Genomic DNA, 26,375 nt, shown 5'->3' on the forward strand with positions numbered 1-26,375 from the left:
CGCGTTATGTTCTTGCGGGATTCATTGACGGCGCAGCTGGGCTGCACGGCGGCGCGGGGCGGGCTTAGTCTGGTTCTTCAATACTGCACCGGCCACAGTCAACCTTGTTGCGCCCTGCATTTTTGGCCCGGTACAGGGCCTTGTCGGCCACCTTGATCAGTTCTTCGCAGGCCTGTTGCCTGAAAATAGCGCAAGAGGCATCAAGGGCGGCAACGCCAATGCTGATGGTAACGTAACCAAAGCCGGTCTTGCAGTGCGGAATGTTCAGGCCTGCCACCGCCTGCCGTACCCGTTCCGCCACACACAGTGCCTGCTCCTTGCCTGTTTGCGGCATGATTATGGCAAATTCCTCGCCGCCGTAGCGAAAAATTTCGTCAGCTGGCCGCAGCAGCGCTGCTGCCATGGCCCCGGCAACGCGGGCAAGGCAGTTGTCGCCTGCCAGGTGGCCATAGGCATCGTTGTAGAGTTTGAAATTGTCCACATCCACCATGGCCACGCACATAAAACCGCCTTCGCGCGCCAGCCGTCCCACTTCCTTCAGCAGGCTTTCGTCAAAGTGGCGGCGGTTGAACACGCCGGTGAGGTAGTCCTTGACGTTCATTTCTGCAAGTTTGCTGTTGGCCGCTTCGAGGCGTCGCTCCAAACCCTTGCGCAGGCTGATATCGCGCAGATAAACGCAGATGGATGCTGTGTCGCCGCAGGCATTGGGCAGACCGTAGATGGAAATCACATAGTCCTTTCCCTGCCTGCGAATCTCCTTTTCTGGAATTGTGCCCCCGGCGTCAAGAATCCAGAAGGCCTCGGCCACATCATCTCTGGTGATGACGCCCGTTTCGTCGGCATGGGTGCCGAGCAGTTGCGTGGTAGGCCTGCCAGCAAGGCTGGCAAAAAGCTCGTTGACCGCGCGCAATCGCAGATCGCGGTCGATAATGCAAAACACCATGAATGAGCGGGAAAAAACCGTCTCAAAAACCGGTGGCTCATCGTTGCGCATATCAACCGCGCCGATACAGCGTTCGCTGCCATCGAAAGCTACGACATTGCCCTGCTGGTCGCATTCTGGCGTGATGCTCAGACTGGTGATCGCGTGTGTACCCTTGGGGCAGACATAGCGCACAGTGCAGCCCCGCAGGCCCCGGTGGTATTTTGCGGGGACCAGGGCGCGCCGCAGCATTGCGGCATCGTCGGGATGCATGCAGCGCGTAAAATGAGCCCCCACCAGTGAACCGGCAGGCAGATCAAGCAGTTGCTCCTTGCCTGGGTCCACATGCTGGTAGGTAAGGTCGAGCCCGATACGCCACTGAAAAACGTCATTGCTGGTCGGTATCGACATAGCTCCCCCTTTTTGCCGCCAACACCCCACAAACGGCTGCGTGTTTCATGGTGCAGAGCCGTACTGCGGCAAAGACTCTGTCGATTTCAAGCTAATAATACAGGTGTGGGAACCTCCACGCCAGTACTTATGCAAAGCAAAAAACTGATTACAAGAATATCGTAAGTCTAAAATTTCGAATGGCAATAACCATTGTGAATTAATACACAAAAAGTGTTAAGGACTGTAAAAAAAAGAAACCAGAAATTGGCAGGGAAAAAGGCACATGTCATTAATGTGACTGAATCACAAAAAAGAGGCGGGGGGAGTGCAGGCTCTCATTGGCAGGGCCTGCGCGTTCACCCGCAGCGAAGAAGGGGTGTGCATAAGCGCGGGGATATACGGCAGAATGTCGCGTGTGGGCTAATGACCAGAATAGTCGAGTACATTGTTCAACGGTGCGCTGTGCGCATCAATGCGGCCTTGCGTAAACGTGTGCCGCATGAGCTGCCAGCCCTCCATATCAAGAACATCCAGCTTGCCCTGGTGTTCGGGCCGCAGATGGGCCGTAAGTGCCGCCAGCACCTCATCAAGGGGAAAGTATGTTCCTTCAAAGGAAAAGCGCGCCATATCGCCATCGCGTTCCAGAACGGGGATATCGTCCTCCTCGGGCATGGCATCGGCGCAGGCATTTTCAAGCGCCGCGTACAGGGCATCGTCAACGGGGTAGATGTGCCCGTAGACCTTGAGCAGGGGCTGTCGGCTCATGGGGTGGCCTTGGCAGCGGGCTGCACGGGGGCGGCGCTGGGCGTGGATGCGGATGAATCTGTGGACGAACCGGCGGGGGAATCTCCACCCGGCTGCCCGGTGCAGAACATCTGGTTGCGGGCGGCGGCAAGGCCCTCGCAGTCGCCAAGGGCGCAGGCAGCGGTAAGGTCGCTGCACATGCCCTGTGTGTTGTTGCGCAGCATGCGCAGCGCACCGCGCGCCCGCAGCATGCGCACCCTGTCGGGCGTGCGCAAAAAGGCTTCATCGGTGGTGCTGAGGGCTGCGCTCAGGTCGTCTTCGGCCAGGGCCATCTGCTGCATCCGCCAGTGCCCAATGGCGCGGATGTATCGGGCGCGGGCAAGGCCTGGGGCCAGCTCAAGCGCCGCAGAACACGAGTGAATGCTGCGCTGGGGCATGCCCGCCTGCAATTGCGCCTCGGCCTGCAAGAGCTGCAAGGCGGCGCTGCGGGGCAGTGCCGTGGCGGCATTTTCCAGCATGGGCAGGGATTCTGTCGAGGTCAGCCAGCCATCGGGCGAAAGGCGCAGAGCATCCAGAGCCGTGAGGCAGGCGGAAATTTGTTGGGCAAGGTCGTCGGCCCTGGCCTGCGCACGCTGCCGCGCGGCATCCTGCTGCGCGTCGGGCATGACAGGCGCGGGGGGGTGCTGTTCCAGCTGGCCGGGCGGGGTGACCTTGGCCACATACCATGTTCCTCCCGATCCAGGAGCAAGGTTTGCGCGGCCTGCACCCGTGGCAGGAGCCTCTGCGGCGGCAAATTCGCCGGCGAGCGGTGGGGTCTGGGAGAGGATTTGGGTCATGTCTGCCAAAAGCAGGCGTCGCAGCACCAGTACATCCGGGTTGCGCAACAGTCGCAGCAATGTTTCGGCGGCATCGGGCCGTGCCAGCAGGGTGACGGTAACAACCTGTGCGCCAGATGTATGGGCCGTGCCCGTTGCGGTATGGTCGCTCTCGATCAGCGGGGTGTACAGTTCTGCAGCCAGGGCAGTGCGTTCTTCAGAATCTGCAACGCCCATACGGATATCGCGCCGATTGGGCAACCGGGCAGAGGCCGCGTGCAGGGCTTCGATATGGGCGGTGGCCTCGGCGCAAAGGCGCAGAAGGTGCGGGGGCAGTGGGCCTGCCGGGCATTGGGCGCTGTGGCTGATGGGCGAGGCCAGGGGCAGGGGGCCGGGTTTTGAAGCTGTGGGTGTGTCGTCAGCGGGGGCGGTCAAATCCAGCCCGGAGGCCGGGGCTGTGGCGGAGCCTTGAGAGGTTCCTTCCTGCTCCGGCACGGCAGATTGGCCTGCTGTGGGCGTGGCTGCCGCAGTGACTGCCGCAGTGTCTGCGGGAGAGCCTGCGGGAGAGCCTGCGGGTGGCGCTGGCGAATTTTCGGCGGCGTACGCCGCGCCGCCGGTCGCTATGACCGGCGGCAGGGCAAAAGTTCCCAGCATGGCCGCTATGGGCATGCCGAGAAACAATGTACGCATGGCCCGCATGGGCTTATTTTTTTGTCTCGATGGTCTGGACGATCTTGTGCGCCATGGGCTTGACCAGATCGCGCAGGGTCTCCAGCATCAGGTTGTCGGCGGCGCTGCCAGAGGGCAGGCCGGTACGCGACTGTGACGCATTGAGCGATTCGCGCATGATACGTGCCTGCCTGTTGGCAAGAACATAGTTGGCCCGCAGCGAAGTGGACATGTCGGTGGCAGACGTTTCACGAATGTTGGCTTCGTCGATCTGGCCGGTCACCAGAAAATCGGGGTTGCCCTTGCGCGCTTCGTTCACGCTGATGGAGTAGGAAACCTGCATGCCGTTGCGGGCCAGCTCGTCGGCCAAGGCCTTGCTTATCCACTGGGCGACATTGTCGGTGGTCACAAAGGCGCTGTTGTCACGGCGGGTGCCGAGTACGGTCTGATCCATGCGCTTGTCTTCAAACGTCACAACGGTCACACGGGGCGCGTTGGGAGAAGGAAGCACGGAAGCGTCCAGAGGGGGGGGCGGCAAAAGCCGAACATTGTTGCTCGGCCCGCAGGCTGCAAGCAATGCCAGCAGGGAAACACAAAGAACAATGCGTAGATGTTTCATGACGGCCTCACGTAACTTGTATAGAAAATCTCCAGAATACTCTTCTACGCTTATACGCAAAATCCGTTTATTGCAAGGTTTACAGGGCGGTTCTGTCTGCCGTATTGCCGATAATTGCGGTGCAAAAGCCGCAAACGCCGTTTTTCTTCAGCCGTGGACGGGCGGTGTTCGCCTTGCAGGCCGTGGCCCCGCGTGCTACAGCCTGTCTGTTACGCTCCCCTGGTGGAGCAAGATTGTTATATCCCGCGCGCGACGCGTTTTTTTAGGAGCGGCTATGATTGACCTCAAACTGGTGCAAAAACAGCCCGAAGTGCTGACCACGGCTTTGACCAACCGGCACTCGGATTTGGACGTGAACGAATTTTTGGCGCTGGACGCCCGCCGCCGCGCCCTGCTCACAGAGGTGGAGACCCTCAAAAGCCGCCGCAACGCGGCCTCGGCAGAAGTGGCCGCCAAAAAACGCGCTGGCGAGGACGCTACCGCCCTGCTGGCTGAAATGAGCGGCGTTTCCGACCGCATCAAGGAACTGGACGTGGAAACCGCCCAGGCCAAGAGCGATGTGGAAACCTGGCTCATGCGCGTACCCAACCTGCCCGATGCCGCCGTGCCGGTGGGCAAGGATGAATCGGAAAACGTGGAGGTCTGCCGCTGGGGCAATCCCCGCCAGTTCGATTTTGAGCCTCGCGAACACGGAGAACTGGGCGTTGCCCTGGGCGGCCTTGATTTTGAACGCGCCGCCCGGCTTACCGGCAGCCGTTTTGTGGTTACGCTCAAGTGGGGCGCCCGCCTTGAACGCGCGCTGGTAAACTTTTTTCTCGACCAGCATACCGTGGAAGAGGACTATATCGAAGTTTGCCCGCCCTACATGGTCAACCGCGCCAGCATGACCGGCACGGGCCAGCTGCCCAAGTTTGAGGAAGACCTGTTCAAACTGCGCGAGTGGGAATACTACCTTATTCCCACCGCCGAAGTGCCGCTGACCAATCTGCACGCGGGCGAAGTGCTGGACGAGACCGACCTGCCCCGCGCCTACTGCGCGGCCACGCCCTGTTTTCGCTCCGAGGCGGGCAGCGCGGGCAAGGACACGCGCGGGCTTATCCGCATGCACCAGTTCACCAAGATTGAAATGGTGCGATTTGCCCACCCCGACGACAGCTTCAACCAGCTTGAGATCATGCGCGGCCACGCCTGCAAGCTGCTTGAGCTGCTTGAGCTGCCCTACCGCGTCATCACGCTCTGCACGGGCGATATGGGCTTCAGCTCTGCCAAAACCTACGACGTGGAAGTGTGGCTGCCCACGCAAAAGACCCACCGTGAAATCTCGTCCTGCTCCAACTGCACCGATTTTCAGGCCCGCAGGGCAGATATCCGTTTTAAGCCCAAGGGCGGCAAGGCCATGTTCCTGCACACGCTCAACGGCTCTGGCCTGCCCACGGGCCGCACCATGGCCGCCATTCTTGAAAACTGCCAGCAAAAGGACGGTAGCCTTGTGCTGCCCAGAGTCCTGGTTCCCTACATGGGCGGCGTAGAAGTGATTGAGCCCAAATAGGGCGCAGTGCGTATAGTACAAAACCGGGCGCCTTCTGCGGAAAGCGCCCGGTTTTTTTTATGAAAAATCTGGCTTGCTCAGCAGCGCTTCTGCCTGCGCCGCAGTGCGGCGGCAATCAGGGCCATGTTGGCCAGCAGGCTCAGGCCCAGCAAGATGCGCAGCGGTATGGAAAAGCCGCCAACGCCGGGCGTTGCCCCAGATGCGGCATTGTCTGCATTTTGACCAGCGGCCTGCTGTGCGGTGGGGTCGGCGCTGACGTCTACCGCGTGTTCTACCCTGTGGCCCATGTTGTCGGCCATGATGATGCGCCATTGCCCCTGCGCGTCGGGCATAAAGGCAAAACGCCCCTGCGCGTCGGTGCGTCCGTTCTGAAATTCTACCTTGCTGTCGGCGGGGCTGTATACCTCCACCTTGGCATAGGTGGGCTTTTCGCCGCCCGCATAGGCAAACTGCACCAGGGCCAAAGTGCCCTGCCATGTATGGGCCGCGTACAGGGCGTGGGCATGTGCCTGCGAAGCCCCAAGGGCCAGCAGCAGGGTGCCCAGAACAATGGCGGCCACGTTGCGCGTATAAAAAGAGTGCATCAGGCAATCCTTGCTCAAACAGTTGTGGCAAAAAGCCATGCAGGCGGAGAAAGCACCAGCTCTCTCCGCCTGATTTCTTAACCAGCTCTGCGTGTGGGCTGCCCGACTACTTTACGGGAAAAACATAGACGGCGCGGCGGTGGTGCTCGTCGGCATCCGCACCGGGGGTCTTTTCAACCACGGTGGTGCGCAGCATCCACAGGGCGGGGGCGTCTACCGTAAAGGAGGCCTTGCCCTGCGCGTCGGTCTGAGCCTTGAATTTGTAGGTGTCCTGTTCCTTGCTGTAGGCATCGTGGGTCAGGCCCACGGTGGCATTGGGCACGGGCTTGCCGTGCAGCAGAACCTGTACGTTCAGGGGGCTGCCGGGCTTTACATCAGCAGGATTGGTGAGCAGCACCAGCTCCAGATCCTGGCCCAGGGCCTTGCCATACAGCTTGTCATCATGGCTGGGGTTGAGCAGGGTTTTGGCGAATTTTTCGTACTTGCCAGAAGACTTGATCTTCATGCCCTTGGCCTCAAGGGCGGCGCGGCTGCCTTCCATTTCGCCCTGGGTGGTTTCGCACCAGATCTGGGGCAGGCGATGGCCCACAAGCAGGGCAGGGCCGTTTTGGGCCAGGGTAAAATCGCCCACCAGAGCGAGAAGGGCCTTGTCTTCGGTCAGGGTAACGTCGGTTTTCTTGTCGTTTTGCAGCACGTACAGGCGCACATTGGCGGGCTGTTCCGCCTCTTCGCTGACCATGTACACGTGGGCCGCCTGCGCCTGAAGGCGGGTTTTCTGCCCTGCGGCGGGGGTGGCGGTATCGGGCTTGAGAATGAATTCGTGCGCCTGCGCGCCGGTGGAAAGCATAAGACCCACAAGGGCCAGTGCGGTGCAGAGCTGGGTGCGGAAATGTGTCATCGGGGGCTCCTCTGTGTTACGAAAATTTAATACATGTTATAGCTATGAATACGAATTTGCAAGTCGTAACACATAAGAAAATGAAAAAGCCCGCCAGAGGCGGGCAAACAGAGGCGCTTAAAATTTATTGTCAAACCGTGGCCAGTATCTGCAAGGCTGCCAGGTGCTCCAGTTCTTCGGCCAGGCACAAGGCATCGCCCAGAGTGCGGCCAAGGCAGCACAGGCCATGCCCGGCCATCCACACGGCATCCTTGCCGCTGGCGGCCTGGGCCACGGCCTCGGCAAGTTCTGCCGTACCGGGGGGCAGGGCAGGGGCAAAGCCAAGCTTTGCCCGCCACACGTCGGCCTCAAAAAGCGGCAGACGCAAAAAGTCTTCCTGCCTACCGGCCAGGCGCAGGCTCAGAGCCAGCAGGCGGCGGGGGTGGGTGTGCAGAATGGCAGAGCAGTCTGGCCGGGCGCGGTAGATGGCCAGATGCATGCCCGATTCTGTGGATGCTGGCCCGCCAAGCACGGCAGCACCGGTGTTCACATCCATTAGGCAGCAGTCGGCGGCCGTCAGCCTTCCCTTGGACGCACCGCTACGGGTTATGCAGATGAGGTTGGGCGTGGTGTCCCCCAAACGCTGGCTGGCATTGCCGTTACAGCCAGAGAGCAGCCCCTGTTTCCAGGCATCGCGGCACACAGCCCGAAAGTTCTCGGCCATGCTGGCAGGCACACAAAGCTGTTCTGCGCCGCAAGGGGCGGCCTGCTGTGGAGTACTCATGGAAAAGTTCCTTTATTTTTGCCAGCCGCTCAGGTCAAGCTGCGAAAGCTCGCCCACCTGACTGGCATCCACGCTGCTGACAAGGCGCACCATAAGACGTTGCAGCGCCTTGTAAGCGGGGTTGAGGGTAAAGGTCGGGCCTTCTGCGCCCATGGCGGGCAGATATTTGCGCCCCACCTTGAGGGGGATGACGCCCTTTTCATACAGCAGCAGATACATGAGGTAGGCCTTGGTTCCTGAAAGGTCGGCGGTGTGGCTGACCCGCTTGCGGTCTTCCTGCTGCGGATCCACAAATTCCGGCTCTGCTCCAAGGTGGAGCAGGGCATCCTGCTGTGGGGCGTAGGCCAGTGTGTAGCCCGCCTTGCGGGCACGCCAGCTGTATTCAAGGTCTTCGTAACCATAGCGGCCAAAGCCCTCGTTCCAGAAGCCAAGCTGTTCGTGTACGGCGCGGGGAATACAGGCACAGGCGCCGTTGCAGCAGGGCACAGCAAGAGCGGTGGAGTCGTCGGCCAGCACAATGGGCGTACCCTCATGCCTGGAGAAAAGCCTGTAGCCCGCCATGCCCAGCCGGGGATTGTCGGTCAGCATGTGCATGAGGCGGTTGAGCCACTGCGGGTCGAGCACTTCCACGTCGTTGTCGAGCTTGACGTAAAAATCCGCCCCGGCGGCATCGTCCCAGGCGAGGTTTGCGGCCACAGCCACGCCCATGTTGCGCCGCAAAAGGTGCAGCCGCACGTGCGGATGGGCGCGGGCCAGATCCTGTAAATATATCTGCGTGCCGTCTGTGCTGCCGTTGTCCACAATGCTCAGGCCATAGCCCGGCGGGGTTTTTTGCAGCAGGCTGGCAAGGCAGAGCTGCGTAAGCTCAAGCCTGTTCCAGGTAACTACGCCAATGTGCGCGCGCACGTCAGGCCCCCTGCGGGCTGCTGTCAAAATGGTCAAAGCCCCGCAAGGACGCGAGCCTGTCCAGAGGTTCGTTGTTGCACACAAGGCCGCCGCCCGCAGTGACAACGCCAATGCTCGTAAGCCCCGGAATGGCCGCGTGCAGGGGGGGCAGCATGTCTGGCGCGCACGTGCCCAGCAGGGCATAGTCCTCGCCGCCCAGCAGGGCCTCGTGAACAGGATTTTTGCCCTGAATTTCGGCATGGCGCACCACTTCCGGGTGCAACTGGCCACGGGCCAGCAAAATCTCTGCTCCCAGTGTGCCGCGCCCGGAGGCTCCGCCCGCGCTCAGCTCGCCGGTGAGGCCCAGCAGGCGGGGCAGATCGCGCATGACACCGTCTGAAACATCCATCAGCGCCGGGGGCCGTGCGTTAAAACCCGCTCGTGCCAGCATGAGCCCCGCATCCACCTGTGGTTCGGGGTGCAGATGGGCGGCGCAGGCCGCAGGCCAGTCTTCAATGGCGGCGCGGCCCTGGGCTTCCAGCATGCTCAGGCCCACACGGGCGAGGCCAAGCCGCCCCACCACAAAGAGCACGTCGCCCGGCATGCTGCCGCCACGGGTCAGGAAATTGCCGGGGTCTGCCGGTTCGCCCCACACGGTTACAGAAATATGCAGCCGCTCGCAGCTGGAAAGGTCGCCCCCGGCCAGCACCATGTTGTGCCCGGCGGCAAGGCCTGCCATGCCGGAAAAAAAGGCATCAAGCCATGCGGTGTCCACCCAGCGCGGCAGGCCCAGGCACAGGGTAAAGCCGACAGGACGCGCGCCGCAGGCTGCAAGGTCGCTCACATTGACAGCCAGGGCCTTGTAGCCCGTTTCTGCGGGGGTAAAGTACGAGCGGCGAAAGTGTACGTCCTCCAGAAACATGTCGCTGCTGACCGCCAGCGGGCGCGTACCCTTGAGCACGGCGCAGTCGTCACCACGGCCCAGCAGCAGCGATGGCCCGGTCTGCGGAAAATGCCTGCCCAGACAAGCCAGTATGCTGTCTTCAGAAAGTGCGCCCTGGGGGGCTGAAGCGTGGGGCGTGGCCATGTTAGCTCTCCAGAATCAGATATTCGCTCAGAATGATCTTGAGGCCGAAACCGGGAAAGTTCACCTGCACCTTGTCTGGCGGCAGATGGCGTATGATCTTGCCGCGCCCGAATATACGGTGACGGCAATAGCACAGTTCGCCTTCGTTTGCGGTGGCCTGCGGCTTTGCGGCCTGATTTGTAGGCCTGTCTGTGGGCCTGCCTGCGGGGTGGTCTGCGGGCCTGTCTGTGGGCCTGTCTGCGGGCCGGTCTGTGGCAAGGCCAGCCGCGCGGGCGGTCCTTGCGGGTGCGTCGTCCGGCGGCAGCTGGCAGTCGTCGTAGGCTGTCGGCACAGGCGGGCGCAACGGGCGTGGCAGCAAGCCGCCGGAAAATCCCGGTGCGGGCGTTGTGTTGCCAGCCCCGGCCATGGCCGTTTTGCGGCCAAAGCCAATACCGCCGGCGCTGCGGCGCGAAAGCGTGCCGCCAAAACCTTCCACCCATTCCTCAACCATACCCGGCGCAAGCTCGCGCACAAAGGGGCTTTGGCTCACGTGCTGCGTGCCGCGCTCTGCCCTGTTGTAGAGCGAGGCCGGGGCGTAGAGGTCGAGGCACTGGCGGGCCCGCGTGCAGGCCACGTACATGAGGCGGCGTTCCTCTTCAAAATCTTCTGGCCGCGACAGTGCATGCCGCGAAGGAAAGCGGTCTTCCACCAGATCAATGACCAGAACCGCGTTCCATTCCAGCCCCTTGGCCGAATGCACGGTGGAGAGGGTGATCTTGCCCTCGTTGCTGTCGGCCTCGTCTTCTTCCGGCGCTTCAAGTGCCAGATCGGCCACAAAAAGATCCAGCTCGGTGTAGCCAGAGGCCATCTGGATGATTTCTTCCAGTCCCTGCTGGCGGCGGGGCCAGTCTTCGGGGTAAAGGGCCTCAAGGCGCGGGCGGTAGTGCTCAAGCACGGCAGCAAGGGTTGCCGAGGGCGGCACGGGCCGGGTGCGCAGATCATCCACAAAGCGCATGTCTTCCAGAAAACCCGGATACTTGGCAAAGGCTTTTTCTGTGGATTTGGGGTCGCCGCTGCGGGCCACGGCATAGAGTTTTTCCACAGTCTTGGGGCCAATGCCGCTGTGCTGGGCTGCCACACGGCCAAAGGCGGGCAGATCCAGAGGATTGAGCAGCAGGCGCGCGTAGGCGATCACATCCTTGACGTGGGCTGCCTCTGTATAGCGCAGCCCGCCGTACTTGCGAAAGGCAATGCCCGCCTGGTTGAGCGCCATTTCAAGGTTGTACGAATGGAAGCCCGCGCGGAACAGCACCGCGATTTCGTGCGGCAGATGGCTTGTCAGCAGTTCTTCCACCCTGCGCACCACCAGCTTGGCCTGGCTCATGTCGCTGAGGGGCGTAACCAGCCGCACCGGGTCGCCGCCCTGCTTGCGTGTAAACAGGTTTTTGCGAAACGATTCCGCAGCGTTGGCCAGCAGATTGTTGGCCACGTCAAGCACGGGTTTGGTGGAGCGGTAGTTTTCTTCAAGCCGCACCACCCGCGCACCGGGAAACAGCGTGGGAAAATCGAGAATATTGCGAACATTGGCCCCGCGAAAGGCGTAGATGGACTGGGCTTCGTCGCCCACGGCCATGACATTGCCGGGGGGGCCCTGTTCCGGCCCTGCCAGCAGGCGTACAATGCGCGCCTGCACCAGGTTTGTGTCCTGATATTCGTCCACAAGAATGTGGCTGAAGCGTTGCCGCAGCGAGGAGGCCGCCAGTTCGTTGTGGCGCAGCAGGTTCTCAAGTTCAAAGAGCAGGTCGTCGTAGTCCAGCAGGCCTTTTTCCTGCCGGTAGGCAGTATAGGCCTCGCCCAGACGGGCAAGCCCGTCGGCATGGGGCAGCAGATGAAAGGCCTCGCGCCGCAGCACTTCGTCCAGAGGCAGTTCCTTGTTGCGGGCCTTGCTCAGCAGGCCCACAATGCTCTGCGTTTTGGGAAAAGACCTGTCGCCCTTGCCCAGTTTGAGCTGATCCTTGCAGTGCTTGACCGCCTCGTTGATGTCGGCGGAATCCATGACCGTAAAGGGCCTGTCGCCAAGCCACGCGGGTTTCCAGCGGCGCAGAGCCCCAAAGCCAAAGGCGTGGAATGTGCCGCCCTGCACGCCCGCCAGCCCCTGATTGAGCAGCAGCCCCGCGCGGTGCAGCATTTCCTGCGCTGCCTTGCGGGTAAAGGTGAGCAAAAGCATGGAATCTGGTTCCACGCCGTGTTCTGCCAGCCATGCCAGGCGGTAGACAATGGTGCGGGTTTTGCCGCTGCCTGCGCCAGCTACCACCAGCACCGGGCCGTCACCGCAGGTGGCTGCCTCGTATTGGGCTTCGTTGAGGGCTTGAGCGTAATCAATCATGGGTACACGGTAGCATAAGGCGGCAGCGCATACCAGAGCCGCGCGGGGGCATTCCCCGGCCTTGACTTTGTGCCCGCTGGTTAGGAATATCAGCCCAGCCCAGACCCGTGCAGATCACAAAGGACACGCATGCATATTACAGAAAATGATTATATTTTGGGGGCTGGCTCACGGCTGCCGCGCCGCCGCAGGCTGTTTCTGGCCCTGTTGCTGGGCCTGATGGCAGCCTTTGGCCCCCTGTGTACCGATACCTATCTGCCAAGCCTGCCTGCACTGGCAGCGGATCTTTCCATTTCAACCGCAACCACACAGCTGACCATCACTGCCTGCCTGCTGGGCATGGCTTTGGGGCAGCTTTTTGTGGGGCCGCTTTCCGACTCTACCGGGCGGCGCAAGCCCCTGTTTGTGGCCCTGGTATTTTTTACACTGGCCTCACTTTGCTGTGCTGCGGCCAAAACGGGCAACAGCTTTATTGCCCTGCGTTTTGCCCAGGGGCTTGGCGGGGCGGGTGGCATTGTGCTGGCCCGCGCCATGGCCTGCGATCTGTTTCGCGGGGCAGAGCTGACCAATTTCATGAGCCTGCTCATGGTCGTCAACGGCATAGCGCCCATCACCGGGCCCATGCTGGGCGGCTGGCTGGCTTCGCTGGCCGGGTGGCCCGCCATATTCTATTTTTTGACGGGTTTTGGCGTGCTGCTGATTGTGCTCAGTGTTTTTGGCCTGCCAGAAACACTGCCCCAGGGCATGCGCCGTGACGGCGGCCTGCGCTCCTCGTGGACTGCCATGGGGACGCTGCTGCGGCAAAAGCCCTTTATGTGTTACGTGGGAGTGCAGGGCTTTACCATGGGCGGTTTTTTTGGCTACGTGGCCGCCTCGCCCTTTGTGTTGCAGGGCATGTACGGCCTTTCGCCCAAGCACTACAGCCTCATTTTTGGCTGCAATGCCCTGAGCCTCATGTTTTTTGCCTTTGGCACGGCACGCAATGCCCGCCGCCTTGGCGAGGCCCGCCTGCTGCGCATCGGCAATACCCTGCGTGCCGTAGCCTGTCTGGGGGTACTGGCCGTAACAGTGGTCACGCCTGCCTCGCCCCTGCCCCTGCTTGTGGCCCTGTTTTTCATGATTGCCCTACAGGGCATGACCCTGCCCACCAGCTTTACCCTGGGCATCAGTGCGCAGAATGTGGGTGCGGGCACGGCATCGGGCATACTGGGGGTGTCGGTGTTTATCTTTGGCGCGCTTACCTCGCCACTGGTGGGGCTGGCAGGGGGCGGCACGGCCCTGCCCCTGGGCATTGTAAGCGCGGTAACTGGCGTTGCCTCGGCCCTGCTTGGCTATGCGGGTGAGCGCGAACTGAAAAAGCTCAGGCAGGCCAGCCCCGACGAGCCGGGGGCGCAGCCCTAGGGTGCGGTTGCCCTAAACGGGCCAGCCGCATTGACGCGCTGTGCGCTGACGTTTACAACAGGTGGCGCTTGCGCTTTTTTTCGCTGCGCAGGGAGAAGCCGAATCATGGATTGGAATGCCGGGCTTTATGACCAGCAGCACGACTTTGTGGCCGCCTATGGCGAAAATCTGCTTGGGCTGCTGCCGGACGGGCTGGGTTTTGCCGTTGACCTTGGCTGTGGCACGGGTGCGCTCACAGGCCCGCTGACGGCCAGGGCCGCGCGCGTGGTGGGTATTGATGCCTCGCCCCACATGATCGCTCAGGCCCGGCTGCGTTTGCCGCAGGTGGAATTTATGGTAATGGATGCCTGCGATATGCCGTGGAGCGGCAGCGTGGACGCCATTTTTTCCAATGCCGCCCTGCACTGGATTGAAGATCAGGAGCGCCTGACCGCAACCATGGCCAGGGTGCTGCGCCCCGGCGGCCTGCTGGTGTGCGAATTTGGCGCGCGCGGCAACATAGGGCGGCTGCGTGCGGCCTTTGCGGCGGCCTTTCAGGCTGCGCTGGCCGGGGAGGGCCTTGGCCCGGCCTATCTGAACAGCGAGCGCTTTTATTTCCCGTCGGCAGCCGAGTACGCGGCCCTGCTCGCCCGGCACGGCTTTTCGGTGCGGCAGGCAGAAGAATACGACAGGCCGACCCCGCTCAAGGGCGGGAACGAAGGCCTTGCAAGCTGGATGGGCCAGTTTTTTGCCCAGGATCTGGACTGCGTACCCCCTGCCGCGCAGGAAAAAATTTTTGCCGCCGTTGCCGATGCCTTGCGCGCATCGTTGTGGGACGGCGGCCAGTGGATAGCTGATTATCGGCGGCTGCGGGTAGTGGCCGTAAAACATTAAGGGAGTCTCCATGCCCGAAGCACAAGAGCAATTTCAGACCGGCGTTGCCAAGGTTCTGGAAGCGGTAATGTTCGAAAACTGGCTGCGTTTTTACTTTATCACCGAAAAGCCCGACGCCCCCAAGGGCAAGGACGGACAGCCCGCGCTGTTCATTGCCATTCCGGTCAAGGGGATGGAACGCATCAGCCAGCTGTTCCCCCGCCTGCTGCCCATGGCAGAAGAACTGAACGGGCAGGAAGTGAGCTTTGAATCCTCGCGCAGCGCCGTGTGCAATTTTGTGCTGGCCCATGTGGACGGCCAGGTTATCGTGCGGGATTCGGCGGCCATGATTTTTGAAAGCGCAACGTTCCAGGTGCAGATGCAGCTTTTCAACACATGGGTGCAGATGCACGAAGAGCAGCTTGACCGCAGTTTTGTGGATTTTGGCGGCTGGCAGCGCCTGTTTGACGAATGGCGCAATACGCCCGCCGCGCGCGAACTGGCCGAAAAGCTCTCCATCTCTGTGCAGGGCGCAGTTGCCGCGCCGGAAGAAGGTTCGGTTCAGTAACTGCGCGAGAAAAATTTTTTGTACAGATTTGTGCTCCCAAGGCAGGGTGCAGGCAGGGTCAGTTAAACTTTTTTAACGGGCAGCCTTGGGGTTGTTTATATTTTGTCAATAAAAGCAGCATGTTAAATGAATAGCGCTGCGCTGCTTTTTTGGCACGCCCATTGCAGCATGGAAAGTACCTTCCTTTCTTTTGCTGACAGCCTCCTCCAACCAAAACGGCCTGCCTCCCCAAGCGGGCCGTTTTTTTATGTCAAATCACGGCAGGACTACATGCAAGACAAGTTTCTGGCTTCAGAATATCCGCAGAGCGAACCCGCTCAGGCTGGCTTTCATATTATTCCCGTTCCGCTGGAGCAGAGTGTTTCTTACGGCGGCGGCACTGCCAACGGGCCGCAGGCCCTGCTGGCCGCATCGCACCAGCTCGAAGCCTGGGAAAGCGGTTTTGTACCCGGCGAGGCGGGATTTTATACCACGCAGGCCATTGACTGCACTGGCCCCATAACCGAAACCCTCGACCATATCGAGGCCGCCGTGGCCCATGCCATTGCCTGCGAGGCCGTGCCCGTGGTGCTGGGCGGTGAACATACGGTTACGCTGGGCGCGTTGCGGGCGCTGGCCAGGCAGGCGGAAAAAACCGGCGAACCCTTTGGCGTTGTGCAGTTTGACGCCCACGCCGATCTGCGGCCCCAGTACGAGGGCAGCCCTTTTTCGCACGCCAGTGTCATGTACAGGGCTGTGGCCGATCTCGGCCTGCCGCTCACCCAGTTTGCCGTGCGCGATTTTTGCCGGGAAGAAGCCGAGATCCGCAAGCAGTTTTGCGTAACGCACTACGACGGATATTTTCTCGCCCGCGTGGGCATGCCGGAACAGCCCCTGCCCGAAAATTTTCCCAAGAACATTTACATCACCTTTGACGTGGACGGGCTGGATTCTTCCATCATGCCCGCCACCGGCACGCCCTCGCCCGGCGGTTTAAACTGGCGCGAGGCGCAGTATATTCTTGAACGCTGCGTGGCAGGCAGGCGCGTGGTGGGCCTGGATGTGGTGGAGCTGGCCCCCATCGAGGGCCTGCACCACGCCGATTTTACGGCAGCCAAGCTTACCCACCTCATCATGGGCCTGGCCCACGATGCCAACCTCAAGGAGCAGCAGGCATGAAAAACACCGTTGTAACCTTTCGCGAGGCCAAGGGGCACGAAAAGCTGGTCATGCTGACCGCTTACGACTACAGCACCGCCCGGGTCATGGACATGGCCGGTGTGGATGCCCTGCTGGTGGGCGATTCGCTGGGCATGGTGATGCTGGGCTATCCTGACACGCTTTCTGTCACTGTGGACGACATGGTGCGGCACTGCGCCGCCGTGGCGCGCGGTACGCAAAAGGCCCTTGTGGTCTGCGACATGCCGTACATGAGCTATCATGTTTCGGTGGAAGACACGGTGCGCAACGCGGCCCGGCTGATGATCGAAGGCCGCGCCCAGGCGGTCAAGCTTGAGGGCGGCGCGGAATTCGCCGCCGAGGTGCGGGCGCTGACACGGGCGGCCATTCCCGTGATGGGACACCTGGGGCTTACGCCGCAATCGGTCAATGCCTTTGGCGGTTTCAAGGTGCAGGGCAAAACCATGGCCGCTGCCCAAAAACTGCTGGACGACGCCCGTGCCCTTCAGGATGCCGGGGCCTTTGCCCTGGTGCTTGAATGCGTGCCCGCGCCCCTGGCCGAGCGCGTGACCCAGGCTCTTGCCATACCGGTTATCGGCATTGGCGCGGGCGCTGGCTGCGATGGTCAGGTGCTGGTGTGGCAGGACATGACGGGCATGACCCTGAACCAGCTGCCGCGTTTCGTCAAACGTTTCGGCGAGGTGGGCGCAAGCCTGCGCTCTGCGGTGGAAGCCTACACCCGCGAAGTGCGGGCCGGGGCCTTTCCCACCGAGGACCAATGCTACCCCCTGCCCGAAGGCATGGAAAAGACCCTCAAAAAGCTCAAGTAGCCTACGTTACAGATTTTGAAATGCAGAACGCCCGCGATCGCGGGCGTTCTGCATTTTGGCCGGGGCCTGGCTGGCATCAGCGCGGGCGAAAATCCACAGGAACCCGCACGGGCGCGCCTGCCTTGTTGCTGAACAGCAAAAAGCCGTGCTCAAGGCCGTGCAGATAAAGGCGGCGGGTGATGTCCACATCCTTGCGGCAGTAATTTGTTATGTCGTCCAGGCGGCCCTGTTGCCACCATTCAAGAGCTTGCAGGCCATCAGCACTCTTGGGTTCGCCCAGGGTTGCCTGCCCCAGGTTGCCCAGCGCAAGCCGGTAGTTCAGACGTTCGGCCACACGCTGCAACAGATCAAGGCTGGGCAATGTGTGCAGGTCAAAGGGCGCAAAGGCCGACAGCACGGCATAGTCAAAGCGCAGGCTGTTGAAGCCCACCACAAGGTCTGCGCCGCGCAGTTTTTCAAACAGGGCGGGCAGCTCCTCCTGCTGGTAGGCAAAGTAGCCGTCGGCCTTGCTGTCGTAGGCCACGGCCACGCTTACGCCCATGCGGTCGGCCCTGTGCCAGCCGCCCACCTCGGCAGCAGAGCGCCGCGTTTCTACGTCAAAGACCACAAAATTCCTGGGCGGCGGTACGGCCACGTGGGTCAGCAGGCCTGCACCGTCAAACGTATGGGCCCCATGTGCAGCGGTGGCGCTGATGCCGGAACCGGGGGCCGAGGCGGCAGGGCCGAAAAGGCTTGTCTGGTTGTCTGGCGCGGGCTGTTTTTTGCTCATGGATTGTTCCTCCACTGCGTTGCGCGGGCTGGCGGTGTCTGTCTGCTCATCCATGTTGATAAATTCCAGGGCCGACACGGCGGGCCGTGGTGCTGCCGCCAGTGACGCGGCTGCGTCCAGAGTTTCCATTTCCAGCCGGTCGGGGGCGGGGCTGATGCGCAGCTCCCGGTACAGGGTGTCGCCCTCTGTGCCTGGGGCCAGCATTTGGCGCAGCAGTTCGAGCGCGCCGATCTTGCTGATGGGCCTGTTGCCAGAGCCGCACTTGGGCGAATGCACGCACGAGGGGCAGCCGTCCTCGCAGGGGCATGCAGCCACCGCCTTGAGGGTTGCCTCAAGCAGGCCCCGCGCATCGGGAAAGGCCTGACGCGTCAGGCCCGCGCCGCCCGGCAGGCCATCGTAGACAAAGACGCCAGAAAGCCCGGTCTGCGCGTGCAGCGGGGTGGAGATGCCGCCAAAATCGTTGCGGTCGGCCATGATCAGCAGGGGCAGCAGGCCAATGGCCGCGTGTTCCAGCGCGTGGATGGAGCCCATGTAGTGCAGAAATTTTTCTTCCAGCGAGGCGCGTATGCTGTCTGGTATGACAAACCACAGGCCCTCGGTTTCAAAGACCTGGGGCGGGGCATCCAGCGGCGTGATGGTGAGCAGGCGGTTGCCCGATGTGGAGCGCTTTTCGTAGCCGGTCACAATGTCGGTGATCCGCAGGCGGCCCCGGCACACCAGTACGCGGCCCAAGGACGCGCGCTCGACTTCTTCAAGAATATCCGTACTTTTTTGGCCGCGAGTGCGGGTAAACCACGATACCTTGGCCGCCCTGGCCACAATGCGGGCGCGGGCGGGGTCCATTTCGTCAATCACATAGCTGCGGCCCCTGTGCAGGTAGACCGCGCCGGGGTGCGTCTCTTGCCAGGTGCGGAATCCGTCCACCGAGCCGACGATCTGGCCGTCCTGATCCTCGATGGTAAAGGTCTGGCCCGTGCCGCGCAGATCCACATGCCGTTGCGGGCGTTTGCGGGCGGCCAGCAGTTGCGTGCCATCGGCAGATTGCAGCAGCAGCCCCCTGGCATGCAGGGCGCGCGCAGCCGCACGGGCAGCAGGGCTTGCCAGCATGGCGTCGCCGGGGGTGAGGGGCATCTCTGCCGCCGCGCATTCCAGGTGGCGGGTAAGGATAACCTCGTTGTCGGGGTTGACCACGGCCTTTTCTGGCGGCCGGTTGAAAAAGTCTTCGGGATTACGGGCAAAATACTGGTCAAGCGCGTCCTCGCCCGCCACCACGATAACGGCAGATTCCTGCTGGGCGCGGCCCACGCGGCCACCGCGTTGCAGGGTGGCCATGACCGTGCCGGGGTAGCCCACAAGAATGCACACGTCCAGACCGCCAATGTCTATGCCCAGCTCCAGCGCGCTGGTGCTGACCACGGCCAGCAGCTCGCCCGATGCCATGCGGGCCTCGATGCTGCGGCGTTCTTCGGGCAAAAAGCCCGCGCGGTAGGCCGAAATATGCGCGGCAAAAGCCCCCGATTGCCCGGCCCACAGGCTGATGAGCTCGGTCATGCGCCGCGAGCGGCAATACACTATGGTGCGCAGATTGCGGGCAAGAGCGGCCTTGAGCAGATCAATGGCCGCAGTGGCCGCGCTTTGCTCCGGGTTGAGAAAGACAAAATGCCGTGGGCCCTGCGGAGCGCCAGACTGGTCGATGACTACGGGGGCATCCTGCGGGGGTGCGGCTGCGGGGTGTTCATTGTCGCTGGGCGCAGGGGCTTGCGTGCCGGTCAGCGCCGCCGCCAGCTCGCCGGGGTTGCCCACGGTGGCCGTACACAGCACATAGACGGGCCGTGCGCCGTAACGCCCGGCAATGCGGTTGAGCCGCCGGAACACCTGGGCCATGTGCGCCCCAAACACGCCCCTGTAGGTGTGGGCCTCGTCCACCACCACATGGCTGAGGCCTGCCAGAAACTCCGCCCACTGCTCGTGGTGCGGCAAAATGCCAAGGTGCAGCATTTCGGGGTTGCTGATGAGCACCGTGGGCGGGTTGCGCCGTATCTTGCGGCGAAAATGGTCGGTGGTGTCGCCGTCGTACAGGGCTGCTGTGGGGCGGACATCCCTGGGCCAGCCTTCCACCAGCGCGTTGAACGCGGCCAGCTGGTCCTGCGCCAGAGCCTTGAGCGGAAAAAGATACAGGGCGCGGGCGTCGCGGTCGCGCAGATAGCGGTCGAGCACGGGCAGGTTGTAGATAAGGCTTTTACCGCTGGCCGTGGGCGTGGCCGCAACAATGGAATGCCCGGCGCGGATATGGTCTGTGGCCAGGGCCTGATGGCTGTACAGCCCCGCGATGCCGCGCTGTTCAAGCACCTTGCTGATGGCTGCGGGCCAGGGCAGGCTGGTGGGCGCATAGTGCGGCGCTGCGGGTGCAAACAGCCGGTGGCAGGTAACCTGCGGGCCCAGCTTTGCAGACGCCAGCAAGGCGGCGATATATTCTCCAACAGGCACGCTGCTGCCGCCTATTGCGCGTCAGAAGCAGGCGGCGTTTCGCCGGGCTTGAGGCAACGCAGCACGCGGGCTGGTGAACCGGCGGCAAGACAGAAGGGCGGCACATCGCGCGTCACCACGCTGCCAGCGCCAATAATTGCCCCCTCGCCGATGTTGACGCCCTTGAGGATAAGACAGTTCATGCCTATCCAGGCGTAGTCGCCAACGCACACGGGGCGGTCGCCTTCCATGCCCGGCTCTGTGGCGCGGGCCTCTGGCGGCCAGTGGGCGTGAAAGTCCGAATCCACCACAACGCAGTTGGGGCCAAACATGACCTGCCGCCCAAGGCTGATGGCCGTGGAGCGGGCAGTTATGGATGTGCCGCTGAGCTGGCAGCCGGGGCCGATATCTATGCTGGCCCCCGGCCCAAAGGTGCGCAGGCGCACCGGAGCGTACAGGGTGGCTGCCGTGGCCCGCCGCCACGAAGAAATAAGGCTTGCACCCGCGCCAATGCGTATGCTGCTGCCGGGCCAGCGCATGAGCCCCACAGGGCCGTGGGCGCTTACGCCGGGTTCTACCCGCACGCCAAGGGCCAGGGCCTTGAGGCGCAGGCGCAGGCTGCCCCACAGCGCACCGTTGACGCGCATGATTTGCAGGCACAGGTAGCTTATGACGTTGGAGGGGGTGAGGCCCCGCTCCAGAGCTTTTTTCAACATGCTCATGGTGTTTCCGTTGTTGGCGTGTGCGAGTCAGGCAACAGCCTTGCGGCTTTTGCTCTTGCTCCGCATCATGCCAGAGTCGGGCCGCATGGTCGAGTGGCCGCTGCGGCGTGAAGCCACGGCGTCAGGGTATGCTGGCAAATCCCTGGCCTGAGGCAGTCAGCATATGGGTTGCAGCCAGGAGCACAGCGCAGAAGAGCAGCTTTGCCTTCGCTATTTGCAATCTTCTTGACGGGGTAGTGTTTGAGGGATAAATTGAAATTGAATGTTGTTTTTAAAAGGACGGTGGAGAAGCATGAATTCAGTCATTCCACTTACTTCCCTCAAGGTGGGCCAGGTGGCCCGCATTGTGAGCATCAATGCCAGCGGTGAGCTTGCCCGCCGTATACGCGACATGGGGCTGGGATCAGGCATGCCTGTTTCTGTTGTCGGCTACGCGCCTCTGCGCGACCCGCTGGCCCTGCGCTGCGCAGAGGTAACCATTGCCCTGCGGCGCAAGGAAGCCGGGGCCATCATGGTGCAGCCTGCGAATCCCGCAACCAACTGATTTGAGGCAGACTGTGTTTGCTCTGTACAACCCCGGCATGCCGGGGTTTTTACGTTGCTGGGGATGGCCAGCGCTGTGGCGGATTCAGGGAGCCTAGGCCTGCCCAGCTTTTTGACCGTACACCCGCGTGCGGTTGCGGCCTGCGCCCTTGGCCTCGTATAGGGCGGCATCGGTCTGGCGTACCAGCACATTGCTTTCCGCATCCTGGTCTTGCGGCGGTGTAATGCTGCTGACACCAAGGCTTACGGTCACAAAGGTGCTTACCGGCGAGGCGGGGTGGGGCAGCTGCTCGCGGGCCACCTCGGCATGCACGCGGGCGGCCACGGCCTGTGCGGTGGCGGTATCCGCACCGGGCAGCAGCAGGGCAAATTCCTCGCCGCCGTAACGGGCGCACACATCGGTGGAACGCGCGGCCCTGCTCATGGCAACGGCCACGCGGCGCAGGCATTCGTCGCCCGCCTGATGCCCCAGATTGTCGTTGTAGCGCTTGAAGGTGTCCACATCCAGCATTATGAGCGCCAGCGGCGTTCTGGTCTGCTGGGCCTGCTGCCAAAGAGCGCGCAGCTTTTCGTCAAAGGCGCGGCGGTTGCCCACGCCGGTGAGTCCGTCCACCAGCGACATCTTTTGAAAATGGTCGTGCTCTGAGGCCAGCTTTTGCGAGCGCACCGTGGCAAGCGAAAGGTATGTGCCGAGATTTTCAAGCGAAGCAGAAATATTGCCAAGCTCGATAATAAAGCTGCGTTTGGGCGGCTGGCTGGCGGTTCCTGTGCCCAGCTGGTTGAGAAAGGTCATGATGCCCTGAAGCGGGCGGGCAAGGTGCAGGCGCAGCAGGCCAAACAGCGTGGCGAGGCCCGCGCCCAGCAGCAAAAAACCCATGAGCAGGAGGTTTTCAAATTCGTGCGCAAGGGTGGCAGTGCGCCGCAGTTGCATGTGCATGTCTTCTGTGGCGGCCTGGGTGACAGATATTTCGGCTATGGACGCGCCAAGGGCAGCCAGCGCGGCGTCTGCGGTCTGCCCGGAGAAGCCCTCAGTTTTTGCCTTTTCGCGGGCTGCGCCAAGGGCTGCTTCTGTTTCACGCAGGCGCTCAAGCAGGGCAAGATCAGCCTTGTTGCGGGCCTCTGTCATGGCCACAAATGCCCCGTAGGTTTTTGTGCCTGAAACGCTCATCTCGCGCGTCATGCTCATAAAATAGAAAAAGCTGGCCGTAAAAAGCAGGGCCATGACGGTCAGGCCCAGTGCAAGGTAAGCGCGTATGCCCATGCCGGATACGCGCCCAGTGGTTTTAGTCATTATAAGCCCATCCATAAAATGCGGTAGGTCTGGTACACCCCCACGGCCATGCCAAAGGCCAGCAGGGTATTGAAGGCAATGCTGAAGGCCACCCATTTCCAGCTGCCCGATTCCTGCCGGATGACAACCAGAGTTACAAAGCAGGGCGCATACAACATGACAAAAACCAGCAGGGCCAGCGCCGTGCCCTGGTTCCACGAGGGGTCGGCCCGCAGCAGCTCTGCCAGCGATGCGGGGTCTTCCGGGTCTTGTTGCCCAAGCGCGTAAGCCGTGCCAAGTGTGGATATAATGGCCTCCTTGGCTGCTATGCCGCCGATAAGTGCCACGTCTGTGCGCCAGCTGAACCCAGCATACGAGGTAATACCCTCAAGCCATGTGCCAAGGCTGCCTGCAAGGGTGTGGCGCAGGCGTTCGGCGTCCAGTTCTTCCTGCGTTTTTGCAAGCGATTCTTCGTAGGTGCTGCGCATCTGTTCAGAAAGGTCGTCGCGTTCAAGGCGGGCGCTCAGGCGGGCGATTTCGTTTTCAAAGGGCAGGGCAATCTGCGGGTCTAGGGCGGGAAAGGTCATGGCCGCCCAGATGAGCATGGCCAGCGGCACGAGAACTGTTCCCGCCTTTTTCAGGTACATCCAGGTGCGTTCCCAGCAGTGTATGCAGATGCCGCGCAGGGTGGGCATGCGGTAGGGGGGCATTTCCATGACAAGCGGCGTTGCCTCGCCGCGCAGCACGGTTTTGCGCAGCAAAAGGGCCACACAAAAGGCCAGAACCCACGAAAGCATGATGATGGCAAACATCATGTTGGCGGCGTTGTGTGGAAAAAACGTGCCCACAAGCAGCAGATACACGGGCAGTTTTGCGCCGCAGGCCATGTAGGGCAGGGTGAGCATGGTGGCGAGCTTTTCCTTGGGGCTGCGCATGGTGCGCGTGGCCATGACGCCGGGTATGGCGCACCCCCCGGCTATGCCGCCCGAAATGATATAGGGCATCACCGAGGCCCCGTGCAGGCCAAAAAACTGGAACACGCGGTCGGCAATGTAGGCCATGCGCGCCATGTAGCCGCTGTCTTCCACAATGGCGATGAGCGCAAACATGATGAGCACCAGGGGCACAAAACTGAGTACCCCGCCCACACCCGCAATCACGCCGTCCACCAGCAGCGAGGCAAAAAGCCCATCGGGCAGCGAGGCGCGCACAAGAGCCGCCAGCCCGCCAAAAGCCTCTTCAAGCCAGCCCTGCGGGTACGAACCCAGCACAATGGTGATCTGAAACATGGCATAGAGCACGACAAGCATGATTAAGGCGCCCCACACGGCGTGGGCCAGTACGCGGTCGAGCTTGTCCGAATGGCTGAGGCGGTGTCGGCCACCTGTTTTGACAATGCAGGCCGCAGCCACCTGCCTCACAAAATTACTGTGCCCGTCTGCAATGATGCCCTCGGCGTCGCGGCCAATGCTGCGCAGTTCATCCTGCACAAAGCTGCACACCTGGGCCATGTCTGCTGCAAGATCTGCATCGGCCATTTTAAGGGCCGCAATGGCCTCTGCGTCATCTTGCAGCAGATTGAGGGCCAGCCAAAGCGGGGCGCAGTGGCCGTAGGGCGAGGCGTTTATGCCGGGGCTGGCTGCAATGCGCCTTTCCATGGTTTCAAGAATGGGATCAAGCAGGGGGCCGTACCCAATGCGCAGGGCCGTGCCGTGGCCAGCCTGCAAGGTTTCTGCCCCCTGGTTTTGCTGGCTGGTTTGCGGCGGGGCATCCTGCGCCGCCTGCCGCGCCGCAGAGAGGGCTTCGCGCAGGCCGTTGCCCGCCGTGCCCACCGTGGGAACGGCAGTTGCTCCCATGAATTCCGATAGACGCAAAAAATCAATGCTGATACCCGCCGCGTGGGCTTCGTCCATCATGTTGCAGGCAATAACCACGGGCAGGCCCATTTCTCGCAGCTGGGCCGTAAGCAACAGCCCGCGCTCTAGAATGCCCGCATCCACCACGTTGATAACGGCCTGCACAGAGCCGTCGAGCAGCACATTGCGGGCCACCACTTCTTCCTGCGAATAGGCAGAGAGCGAATACGCGCCGGGCAGATCAACAAGAATGATCTCCTGCCCTTCGTGGCGGATAAAGCCCTCCTTTTTTTCAACAGTCACACCGCTGTAATTGCCCACATGCTGGTGTGCGCCGGTGAGGGAATTGAATACCGTGGTTTTGCCGCAGTTGGGATTGCCTGCAATGGCCAGCCGCAGGGAATAGGCCAGGCCGCCTATGAGCGTGCGGGCATTGCCGCCTCGCATAACTGCGGTTGCGGATAGGGATTCCGGCATGCTTTGCGCTCCTCTGTGTGCCGCGCCGGAGCAGGCCGGTGGGCTGAAATTTGAATGGAATTGAAATTTATTTTCAGAAAGGAGGAAAGTCAAGTGAGTATTTGTGCCCTGAAAAGCACGTCTTGGGCGCAAAAAAAGAAAACCGGCAGCCATTGGCTGCCGGTTTGTGCATGTCTGGTCTGCTTTGCGGGGGTGCGGGGCTAGGCTTTTTCGGCCACTGCCGAGCGGATGCGGCACACTCCGCAGCGGTCGCCGGAGGAAGTGGGGTAGCCGCATTCTGTGCAGGGGGCCAGCACCATGCCTTCTTCTGCTTCACGGCGGGCAAAGACAGGCCGCCCGCGCACGAGAAAACCCTGATAAAAATCGAGCTTGCGGCCCGGCATGGCGAATTCAAGATTCTGCATCAGGCCCTTGAGGGTGGTAAAACTTGCGCCGGGGCTGTAGGGGCAGGGGGCGTAGTGGTTTTCAATGCCCATCAAGAAGGCGTAGTTGGCTGTTTCAAATTCCGAGAGCCGCCACAGGGGTTTGACCTTGCGCGAAAAGCCGTGCTCGCTGTCCAGGCGCGGCCCCTGATCGGAAAGGTAGGATGTGTCCCATCGCAGGGTATTGCTGAAAAGGCGGGCCACTTCATCATCGAGATTATGGCCGGTGGCAAGGGCATCAAAGCCTTCGTCGAGCGCAACCTTGTTGAAAAAGTGGCGTTTGATCTTGCCGCAGGCCGAGCAGATGGGGCGGTTGAGGCGTTCTTTGACCACCGGGATAGGCAGGCCCTCGGCGGCCATTTCCTTGACCATGAGCTTGAGGTCGTGTTTGGCGCAAAAGCGTTCGACAACGCCACGGGCAGCAGCGGAAGAAACCGGAATGGCCAGATCGATGTGCAGGCCGGTTACATTATAGCCCTGGCGTGCAAGCTCAAGCATGAGGGCCAGCGAATCCTTACCGCCAGAAAGTGCCACCAGCACCCGTTCGTTGCGGGTAAACAGCTTTTGGCCTTCAATGCCGCGTTCTACCTGACGGGCAAAAAAATCTTTGTAGCAGTCGGGGCAAAAGGCGGCATTGTGGCTGCGCAGGGCCACCACGGCCTCAGCCTTGCAGATTTTACATTTCATACGGTTCCTGTATGTGTTTGCGCTGTCACCCCGCTCTGGCAACAAGTGGCTGCTGCGCGGG

Annotated in this window: 22 protein-coding genes; 7 read left to right on the forward strand and 15 right to left on the reverse strand. The window is 61.7% G+C overall.

Going from position 1 to position 26,375, the window contains the following annotated elements:
* Positions 1–64: 64 nt before the first annotated feature.
* From ACE3NW_RS06760 to ACE3NW_RS06775, 4 genes are all read right to left on the reverse strand, one after another.
* The gene (locus ACE3NW_RS06760) at positions 65–1,333 is read right to left on the reverse strand and encodes a diguanylate cyclase (protein ID WP_374281709.1); all 1,269 of its coding nucleotides are present in this window, start codon (positions 1,331–1,333) and stop codon (positions 65–67) included.
* A gap of 402 nt (positions 1,334–1,735) precedes the next feature.
* Positions 1,736–2,080 carry a hypothetical protein gene (locus ACE3NW_RS06765; protein ID WP_374281711.1) on the reverse strand — a complete coding sequence of 115 codons (345 nt, stop codon included), beginning with the start codon at positions 2,078–2,080 and terminating at the stop codon, positions 1,736–1,738.
* On the reverse strand, positions 2,077–3,564 hold the full coding sequence (locus tag ACE3NW_RS06770; protein ID WP_374281713.1) for a tetratricopeptide repeat protein: 1,488 nt from the start codon (positions 3,562–3,564) through the stop codon (positions 2,077–2,079). Before ACE3NW_RS06770 ends, ACE3NW_RS06765 begins: the two co-directional genes overlap by 4 nt.
* Positions 3,565–3,577: 13 nt before the next feature.
* Positions 3,578–4,162 (reverse strand): hypothetical protein, encoded by a 585-nt coding sequence (locus tag ACE3NW_RS06775; protein ID WP_374281715.1) that lies wholly within the window; start codon positions 4,160–4,162, stop codon positions 3,578–3,580.
* 274 nt (positions 4,163–4,436) lie between these two features.
* Here ACE3NW_RS06775 and serS point away from each other — a divergent pair, with 274 nt between their 5' ends.
* Positions 4,437–5,711 carry a serine--tRNA ligase gene (gene serS, locus ACE3NW_RS06780; RefSeq protein ID WP_374281717.1) on the forward strand — a complete coding sequence of 425 codons (1,275 nt, stop codon included), beginning with the start codon at positions 4,437–4,439 and terminating at the stop codon, positions 5,709–5,711.
* Between the two features lie 77 nt (positions 5,712–5,788).
* Here the strand turns inward: serS and ACE3NW_RS06785 are convergent, their stop codons facing one another.
* The 6 genes from ACE3NW_RS06785 to ACE3NW_RS06810 all read right to left on the reverse strand — a co-directional run bounded on the left by ACE3NW_RS06785 (position 5,789) and on the right by ACE3NW_RS06810 (position 12,293).
* Positions 5,789–6,295: a hypothetical protein gene (locus ACE3NW_RS06785; protein ID WP_374281719.1), complete on the reverse strand. Its 507-nt coding sequence runs from the start codon at positions 6,293–6,295 to the stop codon at positions 5,789–5,791.
* Between the two features lie 106 nt (positions 6,296–6,401).
* A complete protein-coding gene (locus ACE3NW_RS06790; RefSeq protein WP_374281722.1) occupies positions 6,402–7,193 on the reverse strand; it encodes a DUF4198 domain-containing protein in 792 nt (263 codons plus the stop codon).
* A 130-nt stretch (positions 7,194–7,323) separates the two neighbouring features.
* Positions 7,324–7,956 carry a class II aldolase/adducin family protein gene (locus ACE3NW_RS06795; protein ID WP_374281724.1) on the reverse strand — a complete coding sequence of 211 codons (633 nt, stop codon included), beginning with the start codon at positions 7,954–7,956 and terminating at the stop codon, positions 7,324–7,326.
* A 12-nt stretch (positions 7,957–7,968) separates the two neighbouring features.
* Complete coding sequence (locus ACE3NW_RS06800; protein ID WP_374281726.1) at positions 7,969–8,862, reverse strand: glycosyltransferase family 2 protein; 894 nt, start codon at positions 8,860–8,862, stop codon at positions 7,969–7,971.
* Between the two features lies 1 nt (position 8,863).
* Positions 8,864–9,928: a thiamine-phosphate kinase gene (gene thiL, locus ACE3NW_RS06805; RefSeq protein WP_374281728.1), complete on the reverse strand. Its 1,065-nt coding sequence runs from the start codon at positions 9,926–9,928 to the stop codon at positions 8,864–8,866.
* 1 nt (position 9,929) lies between these two features.
* Positions 9,930–12,293 carry a UvrD-helicase domain-containing protein gene (locus tag ACE3NW_RS06810; RefSeq protein WP_374281730.1) on the reverse strand — a complete coding sequence of 788 codons (2,364 nt, stop codon included), beginning with the start codon at positions 12,291–12,293 and terminating at the stop codon, positions 9,930–9,932.
* 129 nt (positions 12,294–12,422) lie between these two features.
* Between ACE3NW_RS06810 and ACE3NW_RS06815 the strand changes: the two genes are divergently transcribed.
* From ACE3NW_RS06815 to panB, 5 genes are all read left to right on the forward strand, one after another.
* On the forward strand, positions 12,423–13,694 hold the full coding sequence (locus tag ACE3NW_RS06815; RefSeq protein ID WP_374281732.1) for a multidrug effflux MFS transporter: 1,272 nt from the start codon (positions 12,423–12,425) through the stop codon (positions 13,692–13,694).
* Positions 13,695–13,799: 105 nt separating this feature from the next.
* Positions 13,800–14,567 (forward strand): trans-aconitate 2-methyltransferase, encoded by a 768-nt coding sequence (locus tag ACE3NW_RS06820; RefSeq protein WP_374281735.1) that lies wholly within the window; start codon positions 13,800–13,802, stop codon positions 14,565–14,567.
* A 10-nt stretch (positions 14,568–14,577) separates the two neighbouring features.
* Complete coding sequence (locus ACE3NW_RS06825; protein WP_374281737.1) at positions 14,578–15,114, forward strand: hypothetical protein; 537 nt, start codon at positions 14,578–14,580, stop codon at positions 15,112–15,114.
* Positions 15,115–15,384: 270 nt separating this feature from the next.
* Positions 15,385–16,272 carry an agmatinase gene (speB, locus tag ACE3NW_RS06830; protein ID WP_374281739.1) on the forward strand — a complete coding sequence of 296 codons (888 nt, stop codon included), beginning with the start codon at positions 15,385–15,387 and terminating at the stop codon, positions 16,270–16,272.
* Positions 16,269–17,102, forward strand: coding sequence for a 3-methyl-2-oxobutanoate hydroxymethyltransferase (panB, locus tag ACE3NW_RS06835; RefSeq protein ID WP_374281741.1), 834 nt, complete (start codon positions 16,269–16,271; stop codon positions 17,100–17,102). The genes speB and panB overlap by 4 nt, the downstream gene beginning before the upstream one ends.
* Before the next feature lie 76 nt (positions 17,103–17,178).
* On the opposite strand, the gene ACE3NW_RS06840 is transcribed toward panB, so the two are convergent.
* On the reverse strand, positions 17,179–20,358 hold the full coding sequence (locus tag ACE3NW_RS06840) for a DEAD/DEAH box helicase (RefSeq protein ID WP_374281743.1): 3,180 nt from the start codon (positions 20,356–20,358) through the stop codon (positions 17,179–17,181).
* A gap of 11 nt (positions 20,359–20,369) precedes the next feature.
* Positions 20,370–21,059, reverse strand: a complete 690-nt coding sequence (locus tag ACE3NW_RS06845) for an acyltransferase (RefSeq protein WP_374281745.1) — start codon at positions 21,057–21,059, stop codon at positions 20,370–20,372.
* Positions 21,060–21,351: 292 nt separating this feature from the next.
* On the opposite strand from ACE3NW_RS06845, the gene ACE3NW_RS06850 reads away from it, so the two are divergent.
* The gene (locus ACE3NW_RS06850) at positions 21,352–21,603 is read left to right on the forward strand and encodes a ferrous iron transport protein A (protein ID WP_374281747.1); all 252 of its coding nucleotides are present in this window, start codon (positions 21,352–21,354) and stop codon (positions 21,601–21,603) included.
* 93 nt (positions 21,604–21,696) lie between these two features.
* Here ACE3NW_RS06850 and ACE3NW_RS06855 read toward each other — a convergent pair whose 3' ends face one another.
* The 3 genes from ACE3NW_RS06855 to ACE3NW_RS06865 form a co-directional block, all read right to left on the reverse strand.
* A complete protein-coding gene (locus ACE3NW_RS06855; RefSeq protein WP_374281749.1) occupies positions 21,697–22,893 on the reverse strand; it encodes a diguanylate cyclase in 1,197 nt (398 codons plus the stop codon).
* Complete coding sequence (feoB, locus tag ACE3NW_RS06860; RefSeq protein WP_374281751.1) at positions 22,893–25,205, reverse strand: ferrous iron transport protein B; 2,313 nt, start codon at positions 25,203–25,205, stop codon at positions 22,893–22,895. The genes ACE3NW_RS06855 and feoB overlap by 1 nt, the downstream gene beginning before the upstream one ends.
* Positions 25,206–25,405: 200 nt before the next feature.
* The gene (locus ACE3NW_RS06865; protein WP_374281753.1) at positions 25,406–26,314 is read right to left on the reverse strand and encodes an ATP-binding protein; all 909 of its coding nucleotides are present in this window, start codon (positions 26,312–26,314) and stop codon (positions 25,406–25,408) included.
* Between the last annotated feature and the right edge of the window lie 61 nt (positions 26,315–26,375).

This window comes from Desulfovibrio sp., assembly GCF_041907885.1.
GTDB lineage: Bacteria > Desulfobacterota > Desulfovibrionia > Desulfovibrionales > Desulfovibrionaceae > Desulfovibrio.